Here is a 21,970-nt window from a genome sequence, read left to right on the forward strand (position 1 = left end):
CGCGGACTTTAAAGCGCCTTGGGCGTTTTCCCTTTCACCGCCGGGACGTTGTTTTTCCGTATGCTTTGCGAGGCCATGAACAGGATGATGCCTGAAAAAATGACCGCTCCGCCGATCACCTGCGTCATCATGACGGATTCGTCTAAAATCCAATACGCCAGCGCAACCGCTCCGACGGGTTCAAATAAAATCGCCACAGAAATCATATTTGTGCTCAGCCATTTCAGCACCCAGTTAAAGAGCGAGTGGCCGAGCAAAGTCGGAATGACGGCAAGCAGAAAGAAGTAACCCCAATCTGACGCAGGATAAGAAAAAAAGGCGGCGCCCGAAAACAGGCAGTATAGACATAAAGTGAGGGCGCTGATTCCATATACAATAAAAGTGTAAACGGTCAAGCTGTGGCGTTTTCTGACATGCTGGCCAAACAGCAGATATGCCGTCACAAGCGCACATGCCAAAAGCGCCAGGATATCGCCGTAGAGCGCCTGGCCGCTTACTTTGAAATCCCCCCAGCTGATGTACACGCTTCCGCCGATCGCGAGAAGCGCACTGATGATCCCAGCGAACGAGACTCTTTCTTTAAATAAAAAATATGTACCGATAAAGGAAAAGATCGGCTGCAGCGTAACAAGAACAACCGAGCTCGCCACAGACGTGTATTCAAGCGAGCGAAACCATAAAATAAAATGAAATGCTAAAAAGAATCCCGCTGCCGCGGAAAACAGCCAGTCTTTTTTCGAAAAACCCAAGACTTCTTTTCTTTTTCCCCAGAAAAAAGGAAAGATCAGCAAAGCGGAAAAAAAGAGACGATAAAAAGCGATGATTCCAGCATCAGCTGTTGACAGCCTGACGAAGATGGCGGAGGAAGACACAGCCAACACCCCGACCACTAATGCTATATACGGGTACAATGTGGTTCTCAAAATGAAATCCTTCCTTCTTTTCATTTTTTTCTTAAGCATATCCGATGGCGATGCGAAAATCGAGTGTTTTTTGGTTATTTTACCAGCCTTCGATATGGTACAGTTAAAACTAGGAGGGGATATGATGAGCATTTTTAATGAAGCGAGAAAAGAACTTTGGAGCGAGATTCAAGGCCTGTCAGACGAAATGCTGAATAAAAGGCCGGCGGAAGACGAATGGAGCATTCAAGAAGTGATCGACCACCTGAAAAAAATCGATCTGATGGCACTTCAAATCTTGAAGGAACAAATCAAGCATGCACCGGTTAAATCAATCGAAGATAAACCGGTTCATCAGTTGGAAGACAGAAGCTCCAAACGAAAGGCGCCTCCATATGCGGAGCCGGAAAGAAAAACAGCGGATGCTTTAACCCTCAAAGCTGAGCTCGACAATGTCAGAACACAATTAACTTCAGTCATCGCCGCCTTTCACGATGAAGATTTTCAAAGGGTGCTGCCGCATCCGATTTTCGAAGAGCTTACGGTCAGGCAGTGGCTCGACTTCATCGGCCATCATGAAAGAAGACATATTAAACAGATCAAAGAAGTCAAGCAGAAACTGTTGTAATAAGCGGAAAGCCCCGGCTCTTAGAGACTCGGGGCTTTTCATCCGCCTAGGCAAACGACCTGGCGTCTTTCATGGCAGCAGGCGAATACGCCCACACTTCTGCTTGGTCGCCTTGATGGATCAGGCCCGGGCGTTCAACGATGCAGACGATTCCCCTTCTTCCCATCGCATGGCGCACAAAGCGCGAAGCAAGCTTCGGTTTGTCGGGAAACTGCTCCTGAATGACTTCTCCGGGCTGAATGCACGGCTCATTCTCGCCCTCGCTCAACAAAGAGGCGCCGCTTGGAAAAACGATTCTGCTTCCTTCTCTTAATGAGGTTAAATCAGGCAGGCCGCTTAATGCGATATTGGCCCCGAGCCATTCCGGAAGGACCGCCGGAATGTTCAGCCGTCCGGCAATTTCAAGGCACTCTTCTACCGAGACGATAGAAATCTGCCTCCTGTTGAAAATCTCCGTTCCTCTTTTATACATCGGCTCCCTTGCCCCGGCTTTTTTCGTCAGTCCAAAATGCAGATCCCCCGGTATGCCCCCGTAATCGATTACGATCTTTGCCTGTTTCTCTGTCACAAATGACGCTGTGTCCGCTATGTATACGTGCTCCGCCACAGCCGTGCGCTTCTTCCACATTCAACCCATCCCCTTTTTTTCAAGATGTGATTTATTTTACATTGCCTCCCTTTTTTTCTCAAATTGAAAAAGCCCGCTGTGTGCTGCACACAACGGGCTTTTTCAATTTTTTCAGACAGTTTTCGGGGTTAAATTGAAGCAGCGTTTGTAAATCCAATTGTACGCTTTTTCGTTCAGGTCTCTAGGGTTACCGACCGTTTGCGGATCTTTCATCGCTTCTTTTGAAAGGCGGTCGATCATGTCAGATGATACGCCTTGCTCTTCAAGACTAGGAATCTCTAAGTCTTCCACAAGCTGATACATCCAGTTCACCGCAGCTTTAGCCGCTTCAACTGCAGACATGCCGCTTGTGTCAATTCCGAACGCTTTTGCAATGCGGGCAAATTTTTCAGGGTAGCCTTTCCAGTTGTATTCCATTACAGGGCCCATCATCGCCGCCACACATTGGCCGTGCGCGACAGGGATGATCCCTCCGAGCGTCTGGCTCATCGCGTGAGCAGCGCCTGCGGATTCGCTTCCGTAAGAAAGGCCTGCAAGCATGGCCGCCTGCGCCATGCCGTATCTCGCTTCAAGATCTTCTCCATCGGCAAACGCTCTGCGGATGTAATGTGCGCCGTATTCGATCGCAAGAAGGGCCACCGCGTCAGTAATCGGCTGGGCAAATTTCATCGTATAGCACTCGATGGCATGAGCCAAAGCGTCAACGCCGGTCATCGCTGTTACGTGCGGAGGCATTGATACATGCAATTCAGGATCGATAATTGTCAAATGAGCTGCAATCAGCGGGCCGCCCGTATTGAATTTAAATTCGCGCTCTTCATCTGTGATAACCGCCCATTGTGTAACTTCTGAGCCGGTTCCGGCAGTCGTCGGGATCGTTGTAAGCGGAGGAATCCGGTTTTCAAGCGGCTTTTTTCCTTCTGCCGCTTCATAGTCAAGGACTGAGCCTTCATGAGTGGCTTCAACTCCGATCGCTTTCGCCGTATCCATTGAGCTTCCGCCGCCGACCGCGACAAGGCCGTCGCAGTTTTCTTCAGCATACAGTTTGGAACCTTCAGCGACAAGACGGACAGGCGGATTCGGCTCGACTTTATTAAAGACGGCAACTTCTACGCCTGCTTCCTGAAGGGATACAACGACCGGGTTTGTTACACCGGCTTTGTAGATGCCAGGGTCTGTGACAAGCAGCGCTTTTGAAACGCCAAGCTTTTTCACTTCTTCCCCCACATGTTTAACGGCTCCGATTCCATGCTTAATGACGGTAGGGATTTCAAACGTGTGGAATTTGTTCATCGCTTCTACTTTCATATTTAAAGCCATGAATAGTCTCCTCCTTCTTATGCTTTAAACCAATTGACAGCCGCCGGTTTCGTATTGCGGTAGACATGCTTCACTTCTGTGTATTCTTCAAGGCCCATGCGGCCAAGCTCGCGGCCGATGCCTGACTGCTTGTAACCTCCCCAAGGCGCTTGTGCGAAATAAGGGTGGAAGTCATTGATCCAGACGGTTCCCATGCGCAGTTTGGAAGCGACGCGCTCCGCTTTTTCGATGTCTTTTGACCAAACGGCGCCGGCAAGGCCGTAAATCGTATCGTTCGCAAGTGAGACAACCTCTTCTTCTGTTTTAAATGTTTCAACTGTTAATACAGGACCGAATACTTCTTCCTTAACGATTCTCATATCTGATGTACAGCTCGAGAAGATTGTCGGCAGATAGAAGAAGCCATTTGCAAGTTCAGGGTCCTCCGGACGTTTTCCGCCTGTTTCCAGCTTGGCGCCTTCTTGCAAGCCGATTTCCACATATTTTTCAACTTTGCTGCGGTGTTCAGCTGAAATAAGCGGACCGCTCTGTGTCTCCTCGTGAAATCCGTTGCCAAGCTTGATTTTTTTCGCACGCTTGACAAGCTCTGCGACAAACTCATCATGAATGGACTCTTCAACGAGAAGACGAGCGCCCGCAGAGCAAACCTGTCCTGCGTGGAAAAATACCGCATTCAGCGCCTGGTCAACCGCTACGTCAAAATCTGCGTCTTTAAACACAATATTCGGATTTTTCCCGCCAAGCTCAAGCGCAATTTTTTTCACATTCGTACTTGCAGCCTGCATGATTTTCTTTCCGGTTTCAATTCCGCCGGTGAAGGAAATTAAGTCGACGTCTTTATTTCTGGCAAGTTCATCGCCGACAGTCGCCCCGGGGCCGAGAACAAGGTTGGCCACCCCTTCAGGCACACCGGCTTCTTCCATCAGCTTGAAGATCTTAATGGTTGTCAGCGGTGTGATTTCACTTGGTTTGACAACGATCGTGTTGCCCGCCGCCAAAGCCGGAGCGATTTTCCAGCTTGCCTGCAGGAGCGGATAGTTCCACGGTGTGATCTGCCCGCAGACACCGACCGGCTCCCTGACAATTTTGCTTTTAGAATCGGGGATCGGTGAAGAAATGACTTCTCCGCCGTCTTTATCCGCAAGCCCTGCATAATATTGAAATACGTTTGCAATATCATCCATATCGGCTCTGCTTTCTTCAATCGTCTTGCCGGTATCAAGCGATTCAAGTTCTGCCAGCTCTTCGTGGTCGCGTCTGATCAGTTCGGCGATCTTTAATACGATGTTGCCTCGTTCAAGACCCGGCGTATTCGCCCACTCGCCGTCGTCAAATGCGCGGCGCGCTGCAGCAATCGCCCTAACAGCGTCTTCTCTGTCTCCTTCACTGACGGTTTCAATATGCTCTTGATTGTAAGGATTGATAATTTGGCGAGTCTCGCCTTTTTTGGCGCCCACCCACTTTCCGTCAATGAAAAGTGTTTGACTCATAAAAGCAGCCTCCTCATTACGCAAAGTTTGTTAAATAAAAATTTAATGTTTTGAACACTTTGAATTTATCATGCGCCATTTTTTGTGTCAAAGCAAATCAGGCTGATTATTTTTTTTGAATTTTATGTGAATGCAGAGCTCACATGGGCTGAGACCGTTTGAAAAAAATTTTTGATTTTGACATTTCAATTTCTTTCGTTAAGATAAAGAACATACAGAAATAACTTAACAAACTTAACGCGGATTTTAGAACAATCCCCGATTTTTCGGGGGGCATTGAATCTGCAATGCCGATGTTCCGCTCCTGTGAAAGGAGGCAAGTTATGGACAATCCCCGTGATGTTTCAGCAAAAGAAACGATCGCACAGGCAAAAGATCTTGTCATTGATTCAATCGCAGAAACAATGGATCTGTACGGCATTACCCGGAGTGCGGGCATTTTGTACGGAACGATGTACCTTTCGGATGAAATGACGCTGGACGAAATGCGGGAAGAACTGCAAATGAGCAAGCCCAGCATGAGCACAAGCGTAAAAAAGCTCCAAGACTTAAACGTCGTCAAAAAGACATTCCACAGAGGAAGAAGAAAACACAGCTTTGTTGCTGAAAAGGATTTCTTCAAATTTTTCACAAGCTTTTTCCCTAAAAAATGGGAAAGGGAAGTCAAAGTGAATCTCATGGCTATTCAAGACGCTCAAAAAGCATTGGAGGACATCATCGAAAGCGAAGGGCTTGACGAAAGCATAAAAGAGGAAGCGAGAACTCTTTATGACCAGCTTGAACATTCAAAACCGTATTATGACTGGCTGCTGAGACTCGCTAAATCTGTCCAATCCGGAGAGATTTTTGAGTTTATACCGATTGATAACAAGAAATAAAAAGGTTTTATCCGCTCTGAAGTCAGCAATTTGCATACTTCCCAGAGTGGGGCAAAACCTTTTTTCATATTTTAATTTCAAGAAAATTCAAAAAATATTTTCGGAGGCGATGTGCATACATGAATTATGCTGAGAAGAAAAAAAACTGGATCAAATTAGGTATTTTTGCGCTGTTTGCGGGAGGCATACTCGCGTATATCGGCATTTCGAATGCGGACATTCATTGGGGCGGCTTTATCTCCATGATGATATTCTTTGCTTTCACCTATTATTTAGGCGCTTTTTACGCAGCAAAGAAATCAAATTCTTTTTCCGATATGATCGTGGCAAAAAGGAGCATGCCGTTTTTCGTCGGAATGGTGACGATGGCCGCAACATGGGTCGGCGGCGGATATATTAACGGAACGGCCGAATCGACTTACAGCGACGGCCTCATCTGGGCCCAAGCGCCTTGGGGCTACGCATTGAGCCTGATTATCGGCGGTATTTTCTTCGCCAGAAAAATGCGCCGTCATCAATTTATGACCATTATCGATCCTCTCGAACAGCGCTTCGGTAAGCGGATGGCCGGCGTTTTATATATACCGGCGCTGTTAGGAGAATTGTTTTGGAGCGCCGCGATCTTAACGGCATTGGGCACGACTTTCGGAATGATTCTGAATATCGATTTCCAAACGTCGATTATTCTTTCGGCGATGATCGCCATCGCTTATACGGTGGCCGGAGGCATGTGGGCAGTTGCTTTCACAGATGTCTTTCAAATGATTGTCATTTTGCTCGGGCTGTTTTTAGTCGTCCCATTTGTATTGTCGAATGTCGGTGCTCTCGATAGCGTATGGGCAAATTACAGGCACGATTTCGGCAGCAGCGCCAATCTGCTTCCACCGTTGGACGGCTGGAAAAACCCGGATTGGGGAAACCTGTTTTGGAACTGGTGGGATAATGCGCTCCTCTTAATTTTCGGAGGTATCGCATGGCAGGTGTACTTTCAGCGCGTTCTTTCGGCAAAATCGGAAAGCGCCGCCATGTGGCAGTCGATAATTGCCGGAGTGATCTGCATCATTGCCGCCATTCCGTGCGTAATCATCGGAGCTGCCGGAAACAGTACCGATTGGAGCCTGTTCGGAGCGAGCGCTCCGGATAACCCGGCGATGATTTTGCCGCAAACGCTTGCGTATTTGACGCCAGGAATCATCGCAGGCCTCGGCTTGGGTGCAATCGCAGCAGCCGTCATGTCAAGCATGGACTCATCGATTCTATCGGCATCATCAATGGCCGCATGGAATATTTACCGTCCGCTCATCAAGCCGAAGGCCACCCAAAAACAGCTGCAAAAAGTCGTCAAACGCTCAATCATTTTGTTCGGCGCGGGAGCAGCGGTCATCGCGCTGAATGTCAAAAGCGTTTATACTTTATGGTATTTGGCTTCGGATTTAGTTTATTGCATTCTTTTTCCCCAGTTAACAATGGCCCTCTTTTATAAAAGAGCAAATCTTTACGGGTCGATTGCTGGATTTGCAGTTGCAGTCATTCTGAGGCTCGGCGGTGGTGAACCCGCATTCGGCATTCCGCCGCTTCTGCCGTATCCGATGATTGAAGACGGCACGGTCCTCTTTCCTTTCCGGACGCTGGCTGCAGTCACAGCATTTATGACGATCTTCGCTGTGTCCGAATTGACGCAGCGCAAATGCCCTCCTAAACAGCTTGTACTCCCCCAAGAAAAACAGAAAGACGACCGCGCGGCTTAAATAGGAAAAACGCCCGGCCCCGGGCGTTTTTCTAGATTTATGTTTATTTTTTTACGGCATGAATGTAATGAATCGTTTCAAAGGCTGACAGATCATCTTTTCGATTTTTAAAATAACGCCCTTGAATATCTGAAGGTGATAAATGCTCGTAAACGAGCAGTCCGGATTGCTGCAGCATGTGCTGTATTTTCTGATACGAATAGCATGATTTCATCGGTTCTCCTCCTGCCGCTGCCATTTTTACCATATTTTCCACCCTGTTGAAGAAGCCTTTCTCTTTAAACAAGTTTTCATCAGCATAATCGAAAACGATCGAACTGCCTGAAGGGAGGTCAGCCATTAATTCCCCGAGCAGTTTTTCGGTTTCTTCCTTTGTTAAGTAGTAAGAAACGCCTAAAAAGCTGAAGAACGTTTTTTTGTTAAAATGAAAACCCTTATCAGCCAATTCTTGATAAGAAAACGACTTGGCAAAGTCCAAAGGAATAAAATGAAGGTGGTCCGGGATGTGAAAACCGGCTTTGTCCAGCTTTTCCTTTTTCAATTTCTGTGTCGCTGGGTGGTCAATTTCAAAGATATCAATTTTGTCCTTTAACTCTAGGTTCCGAAAACAGAAAGTATCCAGCCCTGCCCCAAGAATCACGTATTGTTCTGTCCCAAGCCGAATCTCATGATGCAGCACTCTTTCGCAATAAGCGGCACGGGCGAGCGGCGTCGGAGAGAGCTGAACTTGTGTGATCCATCTTAATATTTCTTCATCGTCTCCCTCGTATTTTTCCGCTATAGCTTTGTTGAAGAACTGTATGCCTTGAATGAAGCTGTTTTTGATATCAGCAAATTCTTGTTGGGAAATGAGCGATTTGGCCAGATTATCATCAAAGATTTTTGGTTCATCATACTGGCTGTGATAAGCTCTGCCAAAAGCCGAAATAAGGGACGTTATACTCGATTCATCTTTTTTCATGTCGGACACTCCTTCATAAACGCAAAAAAATAGGATTCTCCCGGCCAGGAGAATCCTATTATACACACCAATATTTAATTAGTAAATTATAGCATAAATAAATTTTTTTGTCAAGAAATTGCTCTTTTTTATTTTGATCAATGATCGAGCAAACGGCCTGTGAGTATGGGAAAACTACACGTATAACAGCGGGGTCGACTTTTTAAAAATCTCGCCGTCTCTTATATAAAAACGAGGGACGCGCCAGCTTATGGTAGATACCACTTCATAGTTGATCGTATCAAGCATTTCCGCAATTTCATCAACAGATATCTCTGCTCCCTTTTGCCGGCCGTAAATCACGACTTCCTCTCCTTGTTTACCTTCACCCTCTCCCAGACTGACCATTATCATATCCATTGTTACTCTTCCCGCCACCGGCACTCGTCTTCCTCGATGAAGAATAAAACCGCGGTTGGAAAGTTCACGGGAATAGCCGTCAGCATAGCCGACCGGAATTGTGGCAATGACTTCCCCGCGCTCTGCAACATATGTAGCACCATAACTAACCGTCCGCGGTTCAGTCAACATGGTTTTCACATAAGCGATTCGCGCCTTCAAGCTTAGTGCAGGCACAAGCTTAACGAGATTAAGCTGCCTGATATAATCGGAAGGATATAATCCATACATTCCGATGCCTAAGCGAATCATATCAGCGCTGAATTCCGGAAAAGCGATCGCCGCGGCCGTATTGTTCATATGCACCGTAGGCAGCTTAAAGCCTTGTTCTTTCAGAAAGCGAAGAAAGCTGATAAACTTTTCGTGTTGAATCATGGTTAGCTCAGTATCCGGTTCGTCAGCTGTGGAAAAATGCGTAAAAATTCCTTCCCATTCGAGGTTTTCACTTGCCGTCAGCGCTTCCACGATTGCTAAAAGCTTTTCCTTTGTTCGTACACCTAAACGCCCCATGCCGGTATCCACATTGATATGAACAGCCAGCCGGTTAGGATCTGCTTCATTTTCCAATATCTCGTTCGCTTCTTTAATCCAGTCAACTTGAAAAGCTGATAACGATATATTCCAAGCTGCCGCTTCTTTCACACAGCTCAGCGGGGTGAAACCAAGCACAAGGATCGGCGCTTTAATCCCCGCTTTTCGTAAAACGACCGCTTCCTCCACCGAGGCAACGGCGAGCTCACTCGCACCATGTTCAAGTGCATGGCGTGCAACTTCCACCGATCCGTGACCATAAGCATTCGCTTTTACGACAGCCATAATTTTGCTCTTTTTCGGAATATGCCGCCGAAACGCGCGCAAATTTTTTTTGATCGCATCAAGATTTACCTCTACCCAAACTTCACGGCAAAGCTTTTTCATCAACGCTCCCTTCTTTCTTGTCCCATAGTATTCATTTCATGTAGCCGTTCGAAAATTGCCCGGATGCTTTCTATCTCATTCTTATTCAGCTTCGGGCGAAATCATTCAGCCAGTAATCGTTAGCGGTGGAAGGCAAACAGCAGGAGCCCGTGCCGTGCAGACTTTAAATCGAAGGTTTCCTTCTGCTGCCAAAGGAAATGCAAATCTGTCCATCTAGTTTTTTAAAAGTGTCTTAATAAGGCTCCGATTTGATATATTTTAAGCGTCCCTGTCATAAATTTCGGTATACACGACCTGTGAAGGGAGCTTTCCGCATGAAAAGAACAGCCGGGACTCCAGCTTGGTACAATCACGTGCCGCATCCAATAAGAAACGATGGTGCGGGCGCGACCGATTTTGGCCCCCGCGACGTGATGCGGGATTTAGAGAATCCCGACATGTTCGTTCCTCCAAAAACAGATGCCGGAGCAATCCCTAATTTAAAGTTTTCTTTTTCAGACACACATATGCAGTTAAATCATGGCGGCTGGTCCCGTGAAATAACAGCCCGGGAACTGCCGGTATCAACGACGATTGCCGGCGTCAATATGCGGCTGACGCCAGGCGGGGTTCGCGAGTTGCATTGGCATAAGCAATCGGAATGGGCTTACATGATTTTGGGCCATGCGCGCATTACCGCCGTCGATCAGGACGGCCGAAACTTTATCGCCGATGTCGGCCCCGGAGATTTGTGGTTCTTTCCCGCCGGAATACCGCACTCGATTCAAGGGCTTGAGGATGGCTGCGAATTTCTCCTCGTTTTTGATGACGGGAACTTCTCCGAGTTCGATACCTTCACGATTACCGATTGGTTCGCACACACACCGAAAGATGTTCTGGCCGCGAATTTCGGTGTACACGAAAGCGCCTTCGCCCGCATCCCCGACAAACAGCGGTACATCTTCCAAGCAAAAGCGCCGGGACCGCTCGAAAACCAAAAAGTGCCGGACCCGTATGGAACCGTACCAAAAAGCTTCGCATACAGGCTGTTTGCACAAAAGCCTATTGTAACACCCGGCGGAACGGTGCGAATTGTTGATTCTTCAAACTTTCCGATTTCGACAGCGATCGCCGCCGCGCTTGTCGAAGTCAAGCCCGGCGGAATGAGGGAAATGCATTGGCACCCGAACAACGATGAATGGCAGTACTATATCTCAGGGACCGGGCGAATGACAGTATTCGCCGCAAACGGGACTGCCCGGACCTTTAATTACCGGGCGGGGGATGTCGGATATGTCCCGTTTGCCATGGGACATTACATTCAAAATACAGGCAGCGAAAGCCTGTGGTTTTTAGAAATATTCAAAAGCAGCCGCTTCGCAGACATTTCATTAAATCAGTGGATGGCGCTGACTCCGAGAGAACTGGTTGAAGAGCATTTGCATGCAGGCCCTGAGCTGATGAACGCTCTGCGAAAAGAAAAATGGCCAGTCGTCAAATACCGTACGGACAGCTAGGCCATAAACCTAGGAAAATGGCTCGCGAAAAAAGGCAACAAAAAAACCCTTGAATGATCAAGGGTTTTAAAGATGGAGCATAGCGGGCTCGAACCGCTGACCTCTACACTGCCAGTGTAGCGCTCTCCCAGCTGAGCTAATGCCCCGTATATTTGAGACATGATTTATTATAGATGGAATTTTGGAGAAAAGCAAGTGGTTTTTGATGTGAAAAAGAAAATGCTCTGTCAGCCGGCCATTTTCTTTTTCACATAGACAATCTATCGCTCCGATTTTTCAAAGCAGAACTGAATGAACCTTTCAGACAAATCCAGAATGTCTTCTTTCCTTGCCAAGGCAGCGATCCATTCTTCCGGGATGCTTTTCATTTGATCATACATTCCAGCCATCGTACCTGTAATAAAGGCAATTGTATCTGTGTCTTCCCCTAGGTTCACTGCTTCCAATACGGCATCAGAATAACGGTCTGAATTGAGGAAACACCACAATGCCGCTTCTAAAGAGTGCACAACATAGCCGTCTGACATAATGTCTTCTCTTTTAACTCTCGCAATGTCATCATTAAGTATCCTCTTATACGCAGAAAACTCATTTTCATACTCGGTTCCTCTCAAATTCTCCAGACAAGAATGAACAGCTTGTTTATATGCCTCTTCAGGAGAATGATCAAATAAGTTTATTAAAAATTCTATATAAATGAAGCATCCCAGCGTTGATCGGGGATGACGATGTGTAATAAAGGCCCACCGTTCGATCTCAGCTTGCCTTTTTGAAAAATCGGATTCGTTCCATAGTGTAAAAGCCAACGGAGATATTCTCATCAACGCTCCGTTTCCATTATCGAACTCAGTTGCTCCGCCGCATTGTTCAATCGGAACACCCCTTTTGAAACGCTCGATTGCATCATCAGTGGCTCTGCCAATATCAAACATGCTGCCGTATGGAGTCCAATACCCTTCCCGATACGCAGCAAACTTTTTCATCAATTCGGTCTCATCTTTTTCTTCGATCAGATTCTCCATTAAACACAAAGTGAGTGATGTATCATCTGACCATGTTCCAGGCGGCTGATTATATGTCCCGTACCCTGTCATTCCAGTTATATTTAAGTTTCTGGCTTTAAATTCCACAGGGACGCCCAGTGCATCACCGATAATTCCGCCAATGATAGTGGAGTACAGTCTTTTTCTAAAGTTAGATAAATGGTTATCTTCGTTCCACTGAAACGGTATTGTTCGTCTTTTCATTTGGCACACCTGCTTTGTTAGATAATCTTTAAAACGCATGGAGATCGATTTCCATGCGTTTTAGTTTTTTTGCTCTTCATTTTTCAAATTTCGGTTTAGAAAATCCATTTAATTAATTATTAAAAAATTCACTAACTATTCTATCTAACTTGTCGTTTCCTTTTTCATTTTCAGAAAGATATTAAATTAAAACAAAACCCTCTGTTATAGTGACCGATGAAAAATTCTACGAAAGAAAAGTATTTATGTCTCCTTCAGAGAAATTATTTGCTATTCCTTCAGTTTCCAACAAGTTTTTCACTTCATTTTCAAATTGATAAAGCAAATAAACTTTTTTGAACGCAATAAACAGTGCTCTTTGATTTTGGATTGCTACTGTAGATTGAATCACATTACCTTTATCGTTGACAAAAGAGACAATTGAACTTGTTTCGTCTTTCTTCTCTAGCATAATCGCTCTATTTTTTACTTGTGATTGTCCCAAAACAAATAAAGAAGCAGGGATCCCTAATATATACATGCCTTCAAAAAGTTTACTTTGATCGAATGTAGGTCCACCTATATCCAACTCTTCATGTTCCATCACAAAAAGCTGAAACTTTTCTAAAAAATAAAAAGAAGATAACCTATCCAATAAAAAGTGTTTTGCCCCTTCAACTTCATTGTCAAATTCTTTTGTTATTTGCAAATAAGGATTATTTTGTCTTTCAACCATAAACAAACCATAAACCCATTTATCTTTGTCTTTCTTCAATATATAAAAATTTTCATACGGAGCAACATTCTCTTTAATGCAACTATCTTCAAGAGTAGTTGATTTCCCCAACTTATTCAAAATTTTATGTGTTTGATTAATATTCACTAAAAGTCCACCCCTTTTATTTAATTTCCCTTATATAACCTAATTTCAATAAATTTTCGACGGTAGCTTCGAACAATTCACCCGTTTCTAAATGCTTAATTTTTGTATTTCCTGTGAAGTATTGAATGCCTCCTCCAGGCCTATCAAACCAAGGAGCAATTTTCCCACCTTCGACTTCAAATTCTATTAATATTTTGTATTTATGATAAGGTGCATCATCACTATGTAAAGCTAAAGCCCTTTGTTCGTATGGAATCCCCGCTGGAGAAACAAAGGTTCCATTCGGGCCTCCATATCTATCAATAATGGTTCCTTGTTCTAGTTTCATTTTCACAGGCTCACCATCAAATCCGTTATTTGGCGGCCAATTGATGTCTCCAGTCTCTTGATTATAGTATTTGGGATTATCATAAACCTCTTTGTATTTTAAATATTTTTCTTCACTTGGAGGATAAGACCAGCCTTCCAGTTTTGCCTTATCTGCTTTACTTATTTCTTTAACAGCTTTGCTGGATCCAGCCTCAATCTCCTTCTCAACCCGCTGAATCGAATCCTGCATCTTCGTTTTCGAAGCCTTATGGGCGTCGTTGACGTGGGCGGAGTAATTGGACCCTTTTCGGACGAGGGTGCCGCCTGCTCCTGCTTCCGCACCGCGGGCAATATCGCTCAAAGCGTCGGCGCTTTTGGCGAATTGTTTTTTAATGGCGAAGCCTGCGTCGTTGAGCCGGTCTTGAGCTTTCAGCCCATTCACCTTCATGCGGTTCGCCCAGATGTTTTTGCTGTCTTTAAGAGATTGTACCATATGTTCTGTTTTGCTTGAAATTTGGCCGATTGTGGCTGCGCTTTTAAATGAGCCTTTCGCCGCGGCAGCGCCTGGGATGATGTCAAGGGCGCCGAACACGCCTCTTTCAAACCTTTCGCCTGTGTTTAACTCCCGCTGCGTCATCCAGTCTTTTCCTGTTGCCGCGCTCGCGATATTGGCTCCTCCGTAGGCGACGGCCACCGTGAGACCTGCCGGTGCGCAAAAGATGGTGAGCACGATAATGCCTGCTCCGGCCAGAAGATCCCGCCATAATTCCTGATTCTTTTGGACATCGCCGATTGATTCGTATTCAAATCCGCGGGAAGAGGCAATCGCTTTCGTGTATTCTTCATACGATAACTCAATGTCGGGGTGGTTGATCTGGAATTCTTCAAATTCTTTGCTCAGTACGTGATCAAACGATTCCGAGTCTTTGAAGATATCATTTACGCTCACTTTCGCTTTGTCGGTTTCAACCGCTTGCTTGGACATGCCGTATCCGACGTAAGTGGTTTCCTTGGAGCCGATCCGGTTTACGGTGGTGTAATTATGTATGGTCAGTCCGCGCATTTTTTCGGCGAACGCGTCTATTTTTTTATAAAAAGGGCTGTCAATGTGGTCTGCCACCAAACTGCCGGCTTTCAGGCAAAAGTCGGCCAGCTTTTGATAATCCTTAAACAGTTCCTCGATCTTGCTTTTTTTGCTGGTGTGGGTAAAGCTGATCGACCTGTCGCTGTCCTTGTCTTTGATTTTGGATTCGATATCTTCCAAGAGATCATTGAGTTTTATAAGGCCGGATTTCATACCGCCGCCGTATTGGCCGCCCGTCAGCGCATCAAGACCGTCTTTCATGCCCTGCCATTCTTCCGGTACGTATTTCACATCCATTTAGATGATCGCCTCATTTCTATTTCTGAATCTTGTAGAGTTTTTGGAGCTCTTTATCTGTTTCATACATTTTCTCCATCGCATAACTGACAATGTGGGAAGCTATACAGTAATTATCAAACAGCTCCATCGTCTTTCCGAGAATATCCGCGTAGCTTTCAATCGCTTTTGATGCTTGTCCGGCTTTATAAAAATCGGATTCTGAGAGGTTTTTGATTTCCTTCTGAACCCCTTCTGTATAAATATCGCAGATGCTTTTCAGCTTATTGGAAATGGTGATCATTTCTTCAAACTCGAGATGGATGTTTGTACCGCCGCCTCCTGCTCCGCCTTCTGCATTCATATCATCGCCCTCCCTGCTCTGAAATTGATCTGCAGTGCATCATAGATCCGGTTGTTCATGATATAAAGGCTGATCCATTCATATCGATCATTTAAAGGATCAACCGAGATGAAGTCTTCGCCTTTTGTAAAGTAAAGTGTTGTCGTCTGGAAGCCGGGGTCTGCCGGTTTTTGCTGTGAGGCTAGCTTGAACGTTTCCACAGCAAGAACTTCTTTTTCATCAAGATTCATTGCCCTGACTTCCGCTTTTTCAGCGGCGCTCATCGGTTTTGTCAAAAAGGCGCGGTCTTGATCACGCGGCTCCCTTACTAAAAATGACACCTTTGAAATGAGCGATAAATAAACTTCGCGCTTTTCCACATAATCTAATGTGTACCCTTTGCCCGGGCTTATTTCAGTCAGGGCGATAACGCGCTCCTCGTCGTCCGGCAGAAATGCGCACATCACGTTATTAAAGCGCACGTATTCTCCGCTTTCTTGGTAATGTTGCAGCAGCTTAATCAGAAAAAAAGCGGTCTTGGTCAGCTTGCCTTCCTTTAAAAGAATGCCTTTTTCAATCAGGCTGTCCTTTGCTTTTATTGCACAATCCGGCTCGACCAAGGCCAGCTGTTCGCGTTCCGGAAGACCGAATATGTAGGAAACTCCGGCTGCTCCTGCTAAAACATACAGTTCTGCCGCCGACAGCGTATCTGCTTTCACCTGCATGTCATTCTCCTTCCCTGTTATAAGTTTTTGATTTCCTGCACTTCACTGAGCTGCGAAAAACCGTCGATGTGTTTTTCCAGCGCATCTAATGCAGCGGTATGCTCTTTCAAGGCGTCTTTCATATCGGCATTCAATTCAATAATCAGCTCAAGGTAGCTTAAAAATGCGTCGCGGGTTTTCCCGCTCCATTTGCCGCTTTCGACGTACGCTTTCAATTCCTTTGCTTTTTTGAGCGAATCGCCGACATGTTTTTCGATCGCTTTCGCATGGGAATGCGCTTTTATTGTTCCATTGTGTGAAATTTTCACAGTCTCTCCGCTTACTTTCGGATTCGCCGCTTGATAGTTGTAGTATCCATATCCGTCCATGACTCGGCTGTTCCTCCTCTACGCCTTTTTCTCTTCAGCTTCAGCTTTTGCTTTATAATACTCCCACTTGCTTTTCGCCTTCGTCTTGGCGCTTTGGATGTCATCGACCATATCTTTAAAATGCTTGACCAATTCCTTCAGCTTGGCATCCTTTTCATGGCGGGTATCCTCAAATTCGTGTGAAGGGATTTTCAAGTCCGGGAGATTGCTGTGGTAAGCCTTCAAACTTGCATCAATTTCTGCTAATTTCGTCTTGACATCGCTTTCTTTATCAGATAAATAGTCGTATAAATTTTTATACTCATCGCGTTTTCGTTCATTTTCCGTGTAGGATATGTGTAAAAAGTTGCCTACTGAATCCCAAAAACCTTCGCTCAAAGCAGCTTCCCCTTTCGTTTATCCTAGTCAATAAAAACTATTTTCCTCTAGTGGATGATATTGTAATAGGTTTATCTTACAGGATGGTCCCAGACGAATGAATAGGTTAAAAGAATTGTTTTCCGCGGCACAAAAATAAAATTACCAGTCGATAAGGATCTTTTATAAGCAAAAAGATCCAGTCTGATTTTCCTTGTTTTCCGGCCGATCATTTCCTGAGAAATATTTTCTTTTGAAGAACATTCCATTATAATGAACTTGGTTGGATTTTACATCGCGAAAGGAGAAGCGCCATGCGTGAACATAAAGGATGTATCAAGTGCGGAAGCACAGATGCGGGGCAAAAAGAAATCGCGACGACCGGCACCGGCCTGTCAAAATTGTTCGATGTGCAGCATAACCGTTTTCTCGTCGTTTATTGCAAAAACTGCGGGTATTCAGAGCTGTACAATAAACAATCTTCAACCGCCGGAAACATTCTCGACCTGTTCTTTGGAGGATGACGGCTCGAAAGGAGAAACGGTTATGGGGGAAAAATACGGTTCATTGATTGCCATATTTATTTTGGCATTATGTGTGCACTCCAACATTGTCGTAGAACATGCGCTCTTACAAACAATCATAAAGGCAGTTTCACTTTTTGTGATGATCGCTTCGGCGCTTGCAGCATTTGTCAAAGGCATCAGACAACCGTCATAATGGCGGGGAGGGGGCTTTAGTCATTCCCCCGCTCCCCGTGATTTGACTAAATCGAGGATCCATTCTTTTATATCGACAAGACGATTGTATGCCGGCATTGTATCGGTTCCGGTGATGATCATGGAGACGAGGGTGTCCTGCTTATGCAGTGCACCGTGGCTGGCTCCTCCGACGTGCGTCGGCGACCCTTCGCCGATAAATTCGTATCCGGGCTTTGCATTGGCGATCAAATAATCGCCTTCATGAGAAAAAAATGAAGCGTACAGTCTGGCCAGCGCATCAGGAAATTTTCCGTATGTCAGGCTGTTCTGCTCAACCGTCAAATCGAGAATATGTAAATCCCCTTCCAGCGTCCACGTTTGTCCAAATTCGTCCGTGCATTTGCCTCCCGGCCGAAATGTGAGCTTCCCGTGCTGCTCCCCCGAAACGGCCTCAATTGAATCCGCTTCATTTTTCCAGCAGATGATGTCGATCCGTTCGTCCTTTTGCAGAATGTCCGCTATCCTCTTGAGCGGAAGCTTCGCTTTATCGAGCGAATAGATGAACGCCATTCTTTCGTTAACTGCAAGAACGATGTCGTCATCGGCCGTCACACCTTTCTTTAATTTCACAATGCGAAAGGCGTCCAAAAGGCTTCTCAAATCAATCAATGCTTCTTTTTTATTGCCGCTGATCCAGGCCTGTCCGTTGTCCCCCATCACGATCCAAATGTGATCCTTTAAAGCGGCTTCCCATGACGAAAAACTGTCTAAAATCCTTTGAACATGCCGGTCGGCTTTCGCCACCCCCGCTGCGTCGTTCCTCCCGTGTTTATGCACGTGCTGGTCGAGATCGGGAAAATAGACGAGCGCAAGAGGCGGTACTTTGTTTGTTTGAATCAGATAGACCAATTCATTGGTTGAAAATCGGTCGTTAAAACCGAATTTTTTGAAAAGCGAGCGGTTGGCCGGATTCACTTTGGAAAAACCGCCGTACGAAAACAGCTGGGATGCGTTGATTTTGACTGACCGGTTTAATCCGGAAATCATTGAAAAAAGAAAGGGAATCTGCAAATAGCCGTCCCGGCTCCCCCTGTGCAAGAGCGCATTGATCGAGCACGTTTCGATTCCTTTTTCATCAAGCTCTTCGTGAAGCGTCTTCACCTGTTGGCTTAAATGAACCTGATTCAGATTGTAAAAGACGTCTCTGGAGGATTGTTTGATGCCTAATTTCAGAAGCTCTCGAATGTGGCTGCCATAATTGATAATCCGTTTTTCCTTCGCGTTGTACCACACAAGGCCAGGCACTTTGTGCTGGTCGCTGTACACCCCTGTAAGCAATGTGCTGTCGACATTGACAGACATCGTCGGAAAAGGGCTGATCATATCAGGCACATAACGCCCGTTTTCCAGTAAATATTGCAGTCCAGGAGCCTGTCCGTTTTTCACGGCTTCTTTGAGCGGTTCATCCATTAATGAATCGATCAGCAACATGACGACTGATTTCTTGCTGCTCTCAGACATCGTTCTTCCTCCTCCCTTATACGTGAGCATTCCCTAAACCGCTCCGGTTATGAATGATCCCGTCTAAAATATCGCTGAAATCACGGTCCGATTTTTCGCGCAAATATTGATCGACGCTCATTTGATAGCGCCTGATGTCTTCATCCGAACGGAAAAAGGAAAGCAGCTGCTGTTCAATCGGCTGCTGTTTTTGCTGATTCAGTTCGATGACAAGGTTTTTCTTTTTCAGAATATCGAGATTCATCTCTTCCTGTCCGGGCAGCGCATGATAGATGAAAACAGGGAGCTGTTTTTCAATGCACTCGCTGATCGTGACGCCGCCGGGCTTCGTAATAATGCCCGACGCCTCCGCGTATAAGCGGTTCATTTCAGTCTTGCTTTCGATATAAGGCAGCGCTTTAATATATGGATTGTTTAAATCACGAACATACCGGTAGAGCTTTCGGTTTTTTCCGCATAGTATTTGGTATGCGACATCCCCGTTCGGCGACAGTTCCCGCACGAGTTTAAAAATGCCGCCCACCCCCATGCTTCCGCCGGTTATGAGGATGTTGCAAAACGCTCTTTTGTCCCCGTCCTGCTCAGGCTTTCTCTCCGTTTTATAGGAACGGTGCACAGGTATTCCGGTCAGAAAAATTTTCTCTTCATCAACGCCTTCTGCGATCAGCTGGTCTTTGATGTCTTTGATCGGCGCGAAATGATAATCAATCTTCTCTCTTCCCCAGATTCGGTTGACGAAAAAATCGGTATATACATTGGCCACTTTCATGTCGGGAAATTGGCCTTTTAAGCGGTTCAGCAAATAGGAGGGCAATGCATGCGTACAGAACACGATATCAGGCTTTTTTTCTGCAATAATCTGCTGCATGCCTTTCAAAAAGATCAGCTCATACAAGAGGTGGCGCTTTGCCGTTTCATGGCGCCCGCACGCCAGGAGATGATAGACCGAGCTGTAGACTTTCGGAAAATACTGAATCCATGACAAATATGCCGCAGAGGAGGCCTTTTCCAGCCGCCGATAAGCATGTGAAAAAATGTCGATTTTTTCACAGTGATGGGATTTGAGGAGCAGTTCTGTCTGCAGCGAATCGGCAACGTGATGATGACCGGTGGAAATGCTTAAAAAAGGGAAAATCAGAATCTTTGTCATCTCCATCCTCCATTTCAGAAGAAAAATGTTTTCCATTTATATTTTTCAAATATCCAGCCAAAATATAAGTGTATTTTTTCAGGAAAGGAAAGTGACGACTTGAGAAACTGTTTTTTGTCAATTTGGAGTGTAATTGACCCGTTTTATTATTTTTTTTCAAGACTGACACTCATTGACCAAACGAAAACGAGCATTTTTCGCGTCCGTCTAACAAAGTACAAAGGGATCGATGTGGTGTTAAGCGATGGGACGGTTATTAAGAAAAACGATGTTCTGATCAAAATTCATCTGCACAATATTAAGCTGATCAAGGAGCTTCAAAATATTGAGAGCGCTGTCAGAAGAGGCATTCTCATTTATCAAAAAGCGTATTTTTCAATGCCGATCTTGGCCGAATATATCAAAAATCATCACCGGTCAGACCAAATTAAAGGCATCATCGGCATCACTACGCTGCATAAAGGAGTTGAGAGGCTCGGTTTTGAAGCGGTTGAGCCTGCGAACCAGTTTTACAGAGTGTTCAAGAAGCTGACGCAGATACCGATCTTATATTTAACAACAAAGCAATTTTCTCTTCGCAAAATCCCCCCTTCCCAATATTTGTTTATTTCGAAAGAAAAATTGTTCAAGTCCTATCTGCAGAAATAAATAAAAAAGAGACTGATGCAAAAAAATGCAACAGCCTCTTCTTTTTAAGAAATGTGGTGGAACGTCATTTCCGGACGGCTTCCGATTCGGATGTTCGCCCCAGTCTGACCCAATCCCTCGCTGATATAAAACGGTTTGTCATGATGGTAGTGAAGACCTTTTATCATATTCATTCGCACAAGCTTTCCCATCTTCACGAGATGATAAGGCTTCGGCCAATGAATCTGACCGCCGTGAAAATGTCCTGAAAGAAGATAGTCAAAGTGAAATTCCTGCATATCAAGCACAACGTTCGGATCATGCGTCAATACAAGGTTGTAGCCCTCTTTAAGCCCTTTATATGAACCGGCAATATCGCTTCGCTTCGTGCTGTAATCATCAATCCCGATAATGTTGAGTGTCTCGCCTTCCACTTCAATGGAGACATGCTGGTTCTGTAGGGTGATGCATCCGTTATCTTCCAGTACACGTTTCAGCTTCCGAAAGTGTTCGTCTTTCAATAGGTAGTCATGGTTGCCGAATACAGCGTACATCCCGTATGCCGGCTTCAGTTTTTTCAAAGCTTTTAAGTAGTTTGCAAGCTTTGGAATATTTCTCTTCCTATCAAGAAAATCTCCTGTTAAAGCAATGAGATCCACTCGTTTTTTATTGGCAAGTTCAAGAATCCGTTCAGGTGAAATCGAAATGTTTTCTAAATGAAGATCGGACAGATGAAGAATGTTCAGCTTTTTCTTTAAAGCGGGAGCCTGCACGCGCTCGACCGAAATCGTGTTGACTTTCACATCTTTTGTATTGTGGTTCGCTTTATATAAAAAAGGCATGAGGCCTAAGATAATCAATAAACATGCGATAATAAACATTTCAATATCTCCTCCCTCTTACTAGTATAGTAAGTTGGCAGGCGGTTTTACAGTGGGAAATAATAGAATATCATTCTTTTCACCCATAACAAAACCGATTTCCAGCCGGAAA

At 45.3% G+C, this 21,970-nt stretch carries 23 protein-coding genes and 1 tRNA gene; 7 read left to right on the forward strand and 17 right to left on the reverse strand.

Features of this window, described 5'->3' with window-relative positions:
- Positions 1–8: 8 nt before the first annotated feature.
- On the reverse strand, positions 9–923 hold the full coding sequence (locus tag MKY62_RS16280; protein WP_011198226.1) for a DMT family transporter: 915 nt from the start codon (positions 921–923) through the stop codon (positions 9–11).
- A 121-nt stretch (positions 924–1,044) separates the two neighbouring features.
- Between MKY62_RS16280 and MKY62_RS16285 the strand changes: the two genes are divergently transcribed.
- Positions 1,045–1,530 (forward strand): DinB family protein, encoded by a 486-nt coding sequence (locus MKY62_RS16285; RefSeq protein ID WP_003184694.1) that lies wholly within the window; start codon positions 1,045–1,047, stop codon positions 1,528–1,530.
- Between the two features lie 46 nt (positions 1,531–1,576).
- Here MKY62_RS16285 and MKY62_RS16290 read toward each other — a convergent pair whose 3' ends face one another.
- From MKY62_RS16290 to betB, 3 genes are all read right to left on the reverse strand, one after another.
- Positions 1,577–2,158 (reverse strand): MOSC domain-containing protein, encoded by a 582-nt coding sequence (locus MKY62_RS16290; protein WP_003184696.1) that lies wholly within the window; start codon positions 2,156–2,158, stop codon positions 1,577–1,579.
- Between the two features lie 111 nt (positions 2,159–2,269).
- On the reverse strand, positions 2,270–3,478 hold the full coding sequence (locus tag MKY62_RS16295) for an iron-containing alcohol dehydrogenase (RefSeq protein ID WP_003184698.1): 1,209 nt from the start codon (positions 3,476–3,478) through the stop codon (positions 2,270–2,272).
- Between the two features lie 17 nt (positions 3,479–3,495).
- Positions 3,496–4,968: a betaine-aldehyde dehydrogenase gene (gene betB, locus MKY62_RS16300; RefSeq protein ID WP_003184701.1), complete on the reverse strand. Its 1,473-nt coding sequence runs from the start codon at positions 4,966–4,968 to the stop codon at positions 3,496–3,498.
- A 323-nt stretch (positions 4,969–5,291) separates the two neighbouring features.
- On the opposite strand from betB, the gene MKY62_RS16305 reads away from it, so the two are divergent.
- Both MKY62_RS16305 and MKY62_RS16310 read left to right on the forward strand, forming a co-directional pair.
- Positions 5,292–5,846: a GbsR/MarR family transcriptional regulator gene (locus tag MKY62_RS16305; protein ID WP_003184703.1), complete on the forward strand. Its 555-nt coding sequence runs from the start codon at positions 5,292–5,294 to the stop codon at positions 5,844–5,846.
- 119 nt (positions 5,847–5,965) lie between these two features.
- Complete coding sequence (locus tag MKY62_RS16310; RefSeq protein WP_003184705.1) at positions 5,966–7,594, forward strand: sodium:solute symporter family protein; 1,629 nt, start codon at positions 5,966–5,968, stop codon at positions 7,592–7,594.
- Positions 7,595–7,637: 43 nt separating this feature from the next.
- Here MKY62_RS16310 and MKY62_RS16315 read toward each other — a convergent pair whose 3' ends face one another.
- Positions 7,638–8,555 carry a class I SAM-dependent methyltransferase gene (locus MKY62_RS16315; protein WP_003184707.1) on the reverse strand — a complete coding sequence of 306 codons (918 nt, stop codon included), beginning with the start codon at positions 8,553–8,555 and terminating at the stop codon, positions 7,638–7,640.
- A 174-nt stretch (positions 8,556–8,729) separates the two neighbouring features.
- Positions 8,730–9,911 carry an alanine racemase gene (gene alr / locus MKY62_RS16320; RefSeq protein WP_003184708.1) on the reverse strand — a complete coding sequence of 394 codons (1,182 nt, stop codon included), beginning with the start codon at positions 9,909–9,911 and terminating at the stop codon, positions 8,730–8,732.
- Positions 9,912–10,225: 314 nt separating this feature from the next.
- Between alr and MKY62_RS16325 the strand changes: the two genes are divergently transcribed.
- Positions 10,226–11,407: an oxalate decarboxylase family bicupin gene (locus tag MKY62_RS16325; protein ID WP_016886467.1), complete on the forward strand. Its 1,182-nt coding sequence runs from the start codon at positions 10,226–10,228 to the stop codon at positions 11,405–11,407.
- Between the two features lie 73 nt (positions 11,408–11,480).
- Here the strand turns inward: MKY62_RS16325 and MKY62_RS16330 are convergent.
- The 8 genes from MKY62_RS16330 to MKY62_RS16365 all read right to left on the reverse strand — a co-directional run bounded on the left by MKY62_RS16330 (position 11,481) and on the right by MKY62_RS16365 (position 16,999).
- Positions 11,481–11,553 (reverse strand) — tRNA-Ala (locus MKY62_RS16330).
- Between the two features lie 114 nt (positions 11,554–11,667).
- The gene (locus MKY62_RS16335; RefSeq protein ID WP_003184713.1) at positions 11,668–12,654 is read right to left on the reverse strand and encodes an ADP-ribosylglycohydrolase family protein; all 987 of its coding nucleotides are present in this window, start codon (positions 12,652–12,654) and stop codon (positions 11,668–11,670) included.
- A gap of 226 nt (positions 12,655–12,880) precedes the next feature.
- The gene (locus MKY62_RS16340; RefSeq protein WP_025807450.1) at positions 12,881–13,516 is read right to left on the reverse strand and encodes a hypothetical protein; all 636 of its coding nucleotides are present in this window, start codon (positions 13,514–13,516) and stop codon (positions 12,881–12,883) included.
- A 16-nt stretch (positions 13,517–13,532) separates the two neighbouring features.
- Positions 13,533–15,206 carry a glycohydrolase toxin TNT-related protein gene (locus tag MKY62_RS16345; protein ID WP_003184715.1) on the reverse strand — a complete coding sequence of 558 codons (1,674 nt, stop codon included), beginning with the start codon at positions 15,204–15,206 and terminating at the stop codon, positions 13,533–13,535.
- Between the two features lie 19 nt (positions 15,207–15,225).
- A complete protein-coding gene (locus MKY62_RS16350) occupies positions 15,226–15,549 on the reverse strand; it encodes a hypothetical protein (RefSeq protein WP_003184717.1) in 324 nt (107 codons plus the stop codon).
- The gene (locus MKY62_RS16355; RefSeq protein WP_003184719.1) at positions 15,546–16,253 is read right to left on the reverse strand and encodes a DUF5081 family protein; all 708 of its coding nucleotides are present in this window, start codon (positions 16,251–16,253) and stop codon (positions 15,546–15,548) included. Before MKY62_RS16355 ends, MKY62_RS16350 begins: the two co-directional genes overlap by 4 nt.
- Before the next feature lie 17 nt (positions 16,254–16,270).
- Positions 16,271–16,621: a WXG100 family type VII secretion target gene (locus MKY62_RS16360; RefSeq protein ID WP_003184720.1), complete on the reverse strand. Its 351-nt coding sequence runs from the start codon at positions 16,619–16,621 to the stop codon at positions 16,271–16,273.
- 18 nt (positions 16,622–16,639) lie between these two features.
- Positions 16,640–16,999, reverse strand: a complete 360-nt coding sequence (locus tag MKY62_RS16365; protein WP_003184722.1) for a hypothetical protein — start codon at positions 16,997–16,999, stop codon at positions 16,640–16,642.
- 293 nt (positions 17,000–17,292) lie between these two features.
- Between MKY62_RS16365 and MKY62_RS16370 the strand changes: the two genes are divergently transcribed.
- Positions 17,293–17,502 carry a zinc ribbon domain-containing protein gene (locus MKY62_RS16370; protein ID WP_003184724.1) on the forward strand — a complete coding sequence of 70 codons (210 nt, stop codon included), beginning with the start codon at positions 17,293–17,295 and terminating at the stop codon, positions 17,500–17,502.
- Between the two features lie 22 nt (positions 17,503–17,524).
- Positions 17,525–17,698, forward strand: a complete 174-nt coding sequence (locus MKY62_RS16375; protein ID WP_003184726.1) for a hypothetical protein — start codon at positions 17,525–17,527, stop codon at positions 17,696–17,698.
- 20 nt (positions 17,699–17,718) lie between these two features.
- Here the strand turns inward: MKY62_RS16375 and MKY62_RS16380 are convergent, their stop codons facing one another.
- Both MKY62_RS16380 and MKY62_RS16385 read right to left on the reverse strand, forming a co-directional pair.
- Entirely contained in the window at positions 17,719–19,200 is a 1,482-nt protein-coding gene (locus MKY62_RS16380; protein ID WP_003184728.1) for an alkaline phosphatase family protein, read from the reverse strand.
- Positions 19,201–19,216: 16 nt separating this feature from the next.
- Positions 19,217–20,350, reverse strand: coding sequence for a glycosyl transferase (locus tag MKY62_RS16385; protein ID WP_003184730.1), 1,134 nt, complete (start codon positions 20,348–20,350; stop codon positions 19,217–19,219).
- 99 nt (positions 20,351–20,449) lie between these two features.
- On the opposite strand from MKY62_RS16385, the gene MKY62_RS16390 reads away from it, so the two are divergent.
- On the forward strand, positions 20,450–20,998 hold the full coding sequence (locus MKY62_RS16390; RefSeq protein WP_003184731.1) for a hypothetical protein: 549 nt from the start codon (positions 20,450–20,452) through the stop codon (positions 20,996–20,998).
- 44 nt (positions 20,999–21,042) lie between these two features.
- On the opposite strand, the gene MKY62_RS16395 is transcribed toward MKY62_RS16390, so the two are convergent.
- A complete protein-coding gene (locus MKY62_RS16395) occupies positions 21,043–21,858 on the reverse strand; it encodes a metallophosphoesterase (RefSeq protein ID WP_003184734.1) in 816 nt (271 codons plus the stop codon).
- Between the last annotated feature and the right edge of the window lie 112 nt (positions 21,859–21,970).

The sequence above is a fragment of the Bacillus sp. FSL R7-0646 genome (genome assembly GCF_037969865.1).
Lineage (GTDB): Bacteria > Bacillota > Bacilli > Bacillales > Bacillaceae > Bacillus > Bacillus licheniformis.

What these genes read in the sequence shown, in the direction of transcription:
- MKY62_RS16285 (WP_003184694.1), top strand. Translation starts at nt 1,045, where the DNA reads ATGATGAGCATTTTTAATGAAGCGAGAAAAGAACTTTGGAGCGAGATT.
- MKY62_RS16290 (WP_003184696.1), bottom strand. Translation starts at nt 2,158, where the DNA reads ATGTGGAAGAAGCGCACGGCTGTGGCGGAGCACGTATACATAGCGGAC.
- MKY62_RS16295 (WP_003184698.1), bottom strand. Translation starts at nt 3,478, where the DNA reads ATGGCTTTAAATATGAAAGTAGAAGCGATGAACAAATTCCACACGTTT.
- betB (WP_003184701.1), bottom strand. Translation starts at nt 4,968, where the DNA reads ATGAGTCAAACACTTTTCATTGACGGAAAGTGGGTGGGCGCCAAAAAA.
- MKY62_RS16305 (WP_003184703.1), top strand. Translation starts at nt 5,292, where the DNA reads ATGGACAATCCCCGTGATGTTTCAGCAAAAGAAACGATCGCACAGGCA.
- MKY62_RS16310 (WP_003184705.1), top strand. Translation starts at nt 5,966, where the DNA reads ATGAATTATGCTGAGAAGAAAAAAAACTGGATCAAATTAGGTATTTTT.
- MKY62_RS16315 (WP_003184707.1), bottom strand. Translation starts at nt 8,555, where the DNA reads ATGAAAAAAGATGAATCGAGTATAACGTCCCTTATTTCGGCTTTTGGC.
- alr (WP_003184708.1), bottom strand. Translation starts at nt 9,911, where the DNA reads ATGAAAAAGCTTTGCCGTGAAGTTTGGGTAGAGGTAAATCTTGATGCG.
- MKY62_RS16325 (WP_016886467.1), top strand. Translation starts at nt 10,226, where the DNA reads ATGAAAAGAACAGCCGGGACTCCAGCTTGGTACAATCACGTGCCGCAT.
- MKY62_RS16335 (WP_003184713.1), bottom strand. Translation starts at nt 12,654, where the DNA reads ATGAAAAGACGAACAATACCGTTTCAGTGGAACGAAGATAACCATTTA.
- MKY62_RS16345 (WP_003184715.1), bottom strand. Translation starts at nt 15,206, where the DNA reads ATGGATGTGAAATACGTACCGGAAGAATGGCAGGGCATGAAAGACGGT.
- MKY62_RS16350 (WP_003184717.1), bottom strand. Translation starts at nt 15,549, where the DNA reads ATGAATGCAGAAGGCGGAGCAGGAGGCGGCGGTACAAACATCCATCTC.
- MKY62_RS16355 (WP_003184719.1), bottom strand. Translation starts at nt 16,253, where the DNA reads ATGCAGGTGAAAGCAGATACGCTGTCGGCGGCAGAACTGTATGTTTTA.
- MKY62_RS16360 (WP_003184720.1), bottom strand. Translation starts at nt 16,621, where the DNA reads ATGGACGGATATGGATACTACAACTATCAAGCGGCGAATCCGAAAGTA.
- MKY62_RS16370 (WP_003184724.1), top strand. Translation starts at nt 17,293, where the DNA reads ATGCGTGAACATAAAGGATGTATCAAGTGCGGAAGCACAGATGCGGGG.
- MKY62_RS16375 (WP_003184726.1), top strand. Translation starts at nt 17,525, where the DNA reads ATGGGGGAAAAATACGGTTCATTGATTGCCATATTTATTTTGGCATTA.
- MKY62_RS16380 (WP_003184728.1), bottom strand. Translation starts at nt 19,200, where the DNA reads ATGTCTGAGAGCAGCAAGAAATCAGTCGTCATGTTGCTGATCGATTCA.
- MKY62_RS16385 (WP_003184730.1), bottom strand. Translation starts at nt 20,350, where the DNA reads ATGACAAAGATTCTGATTTTCCCTTTTTTAAGCATTTCCACCGGTCAT.
- MKY62_RS16395 (WP_003184734.1), bottom strand. Translation starts at nt 21,858, where the DNA reads ATGTTTATTATCGCATGTTTATTGATTATCTTAGGCCTCATGCCTTTT.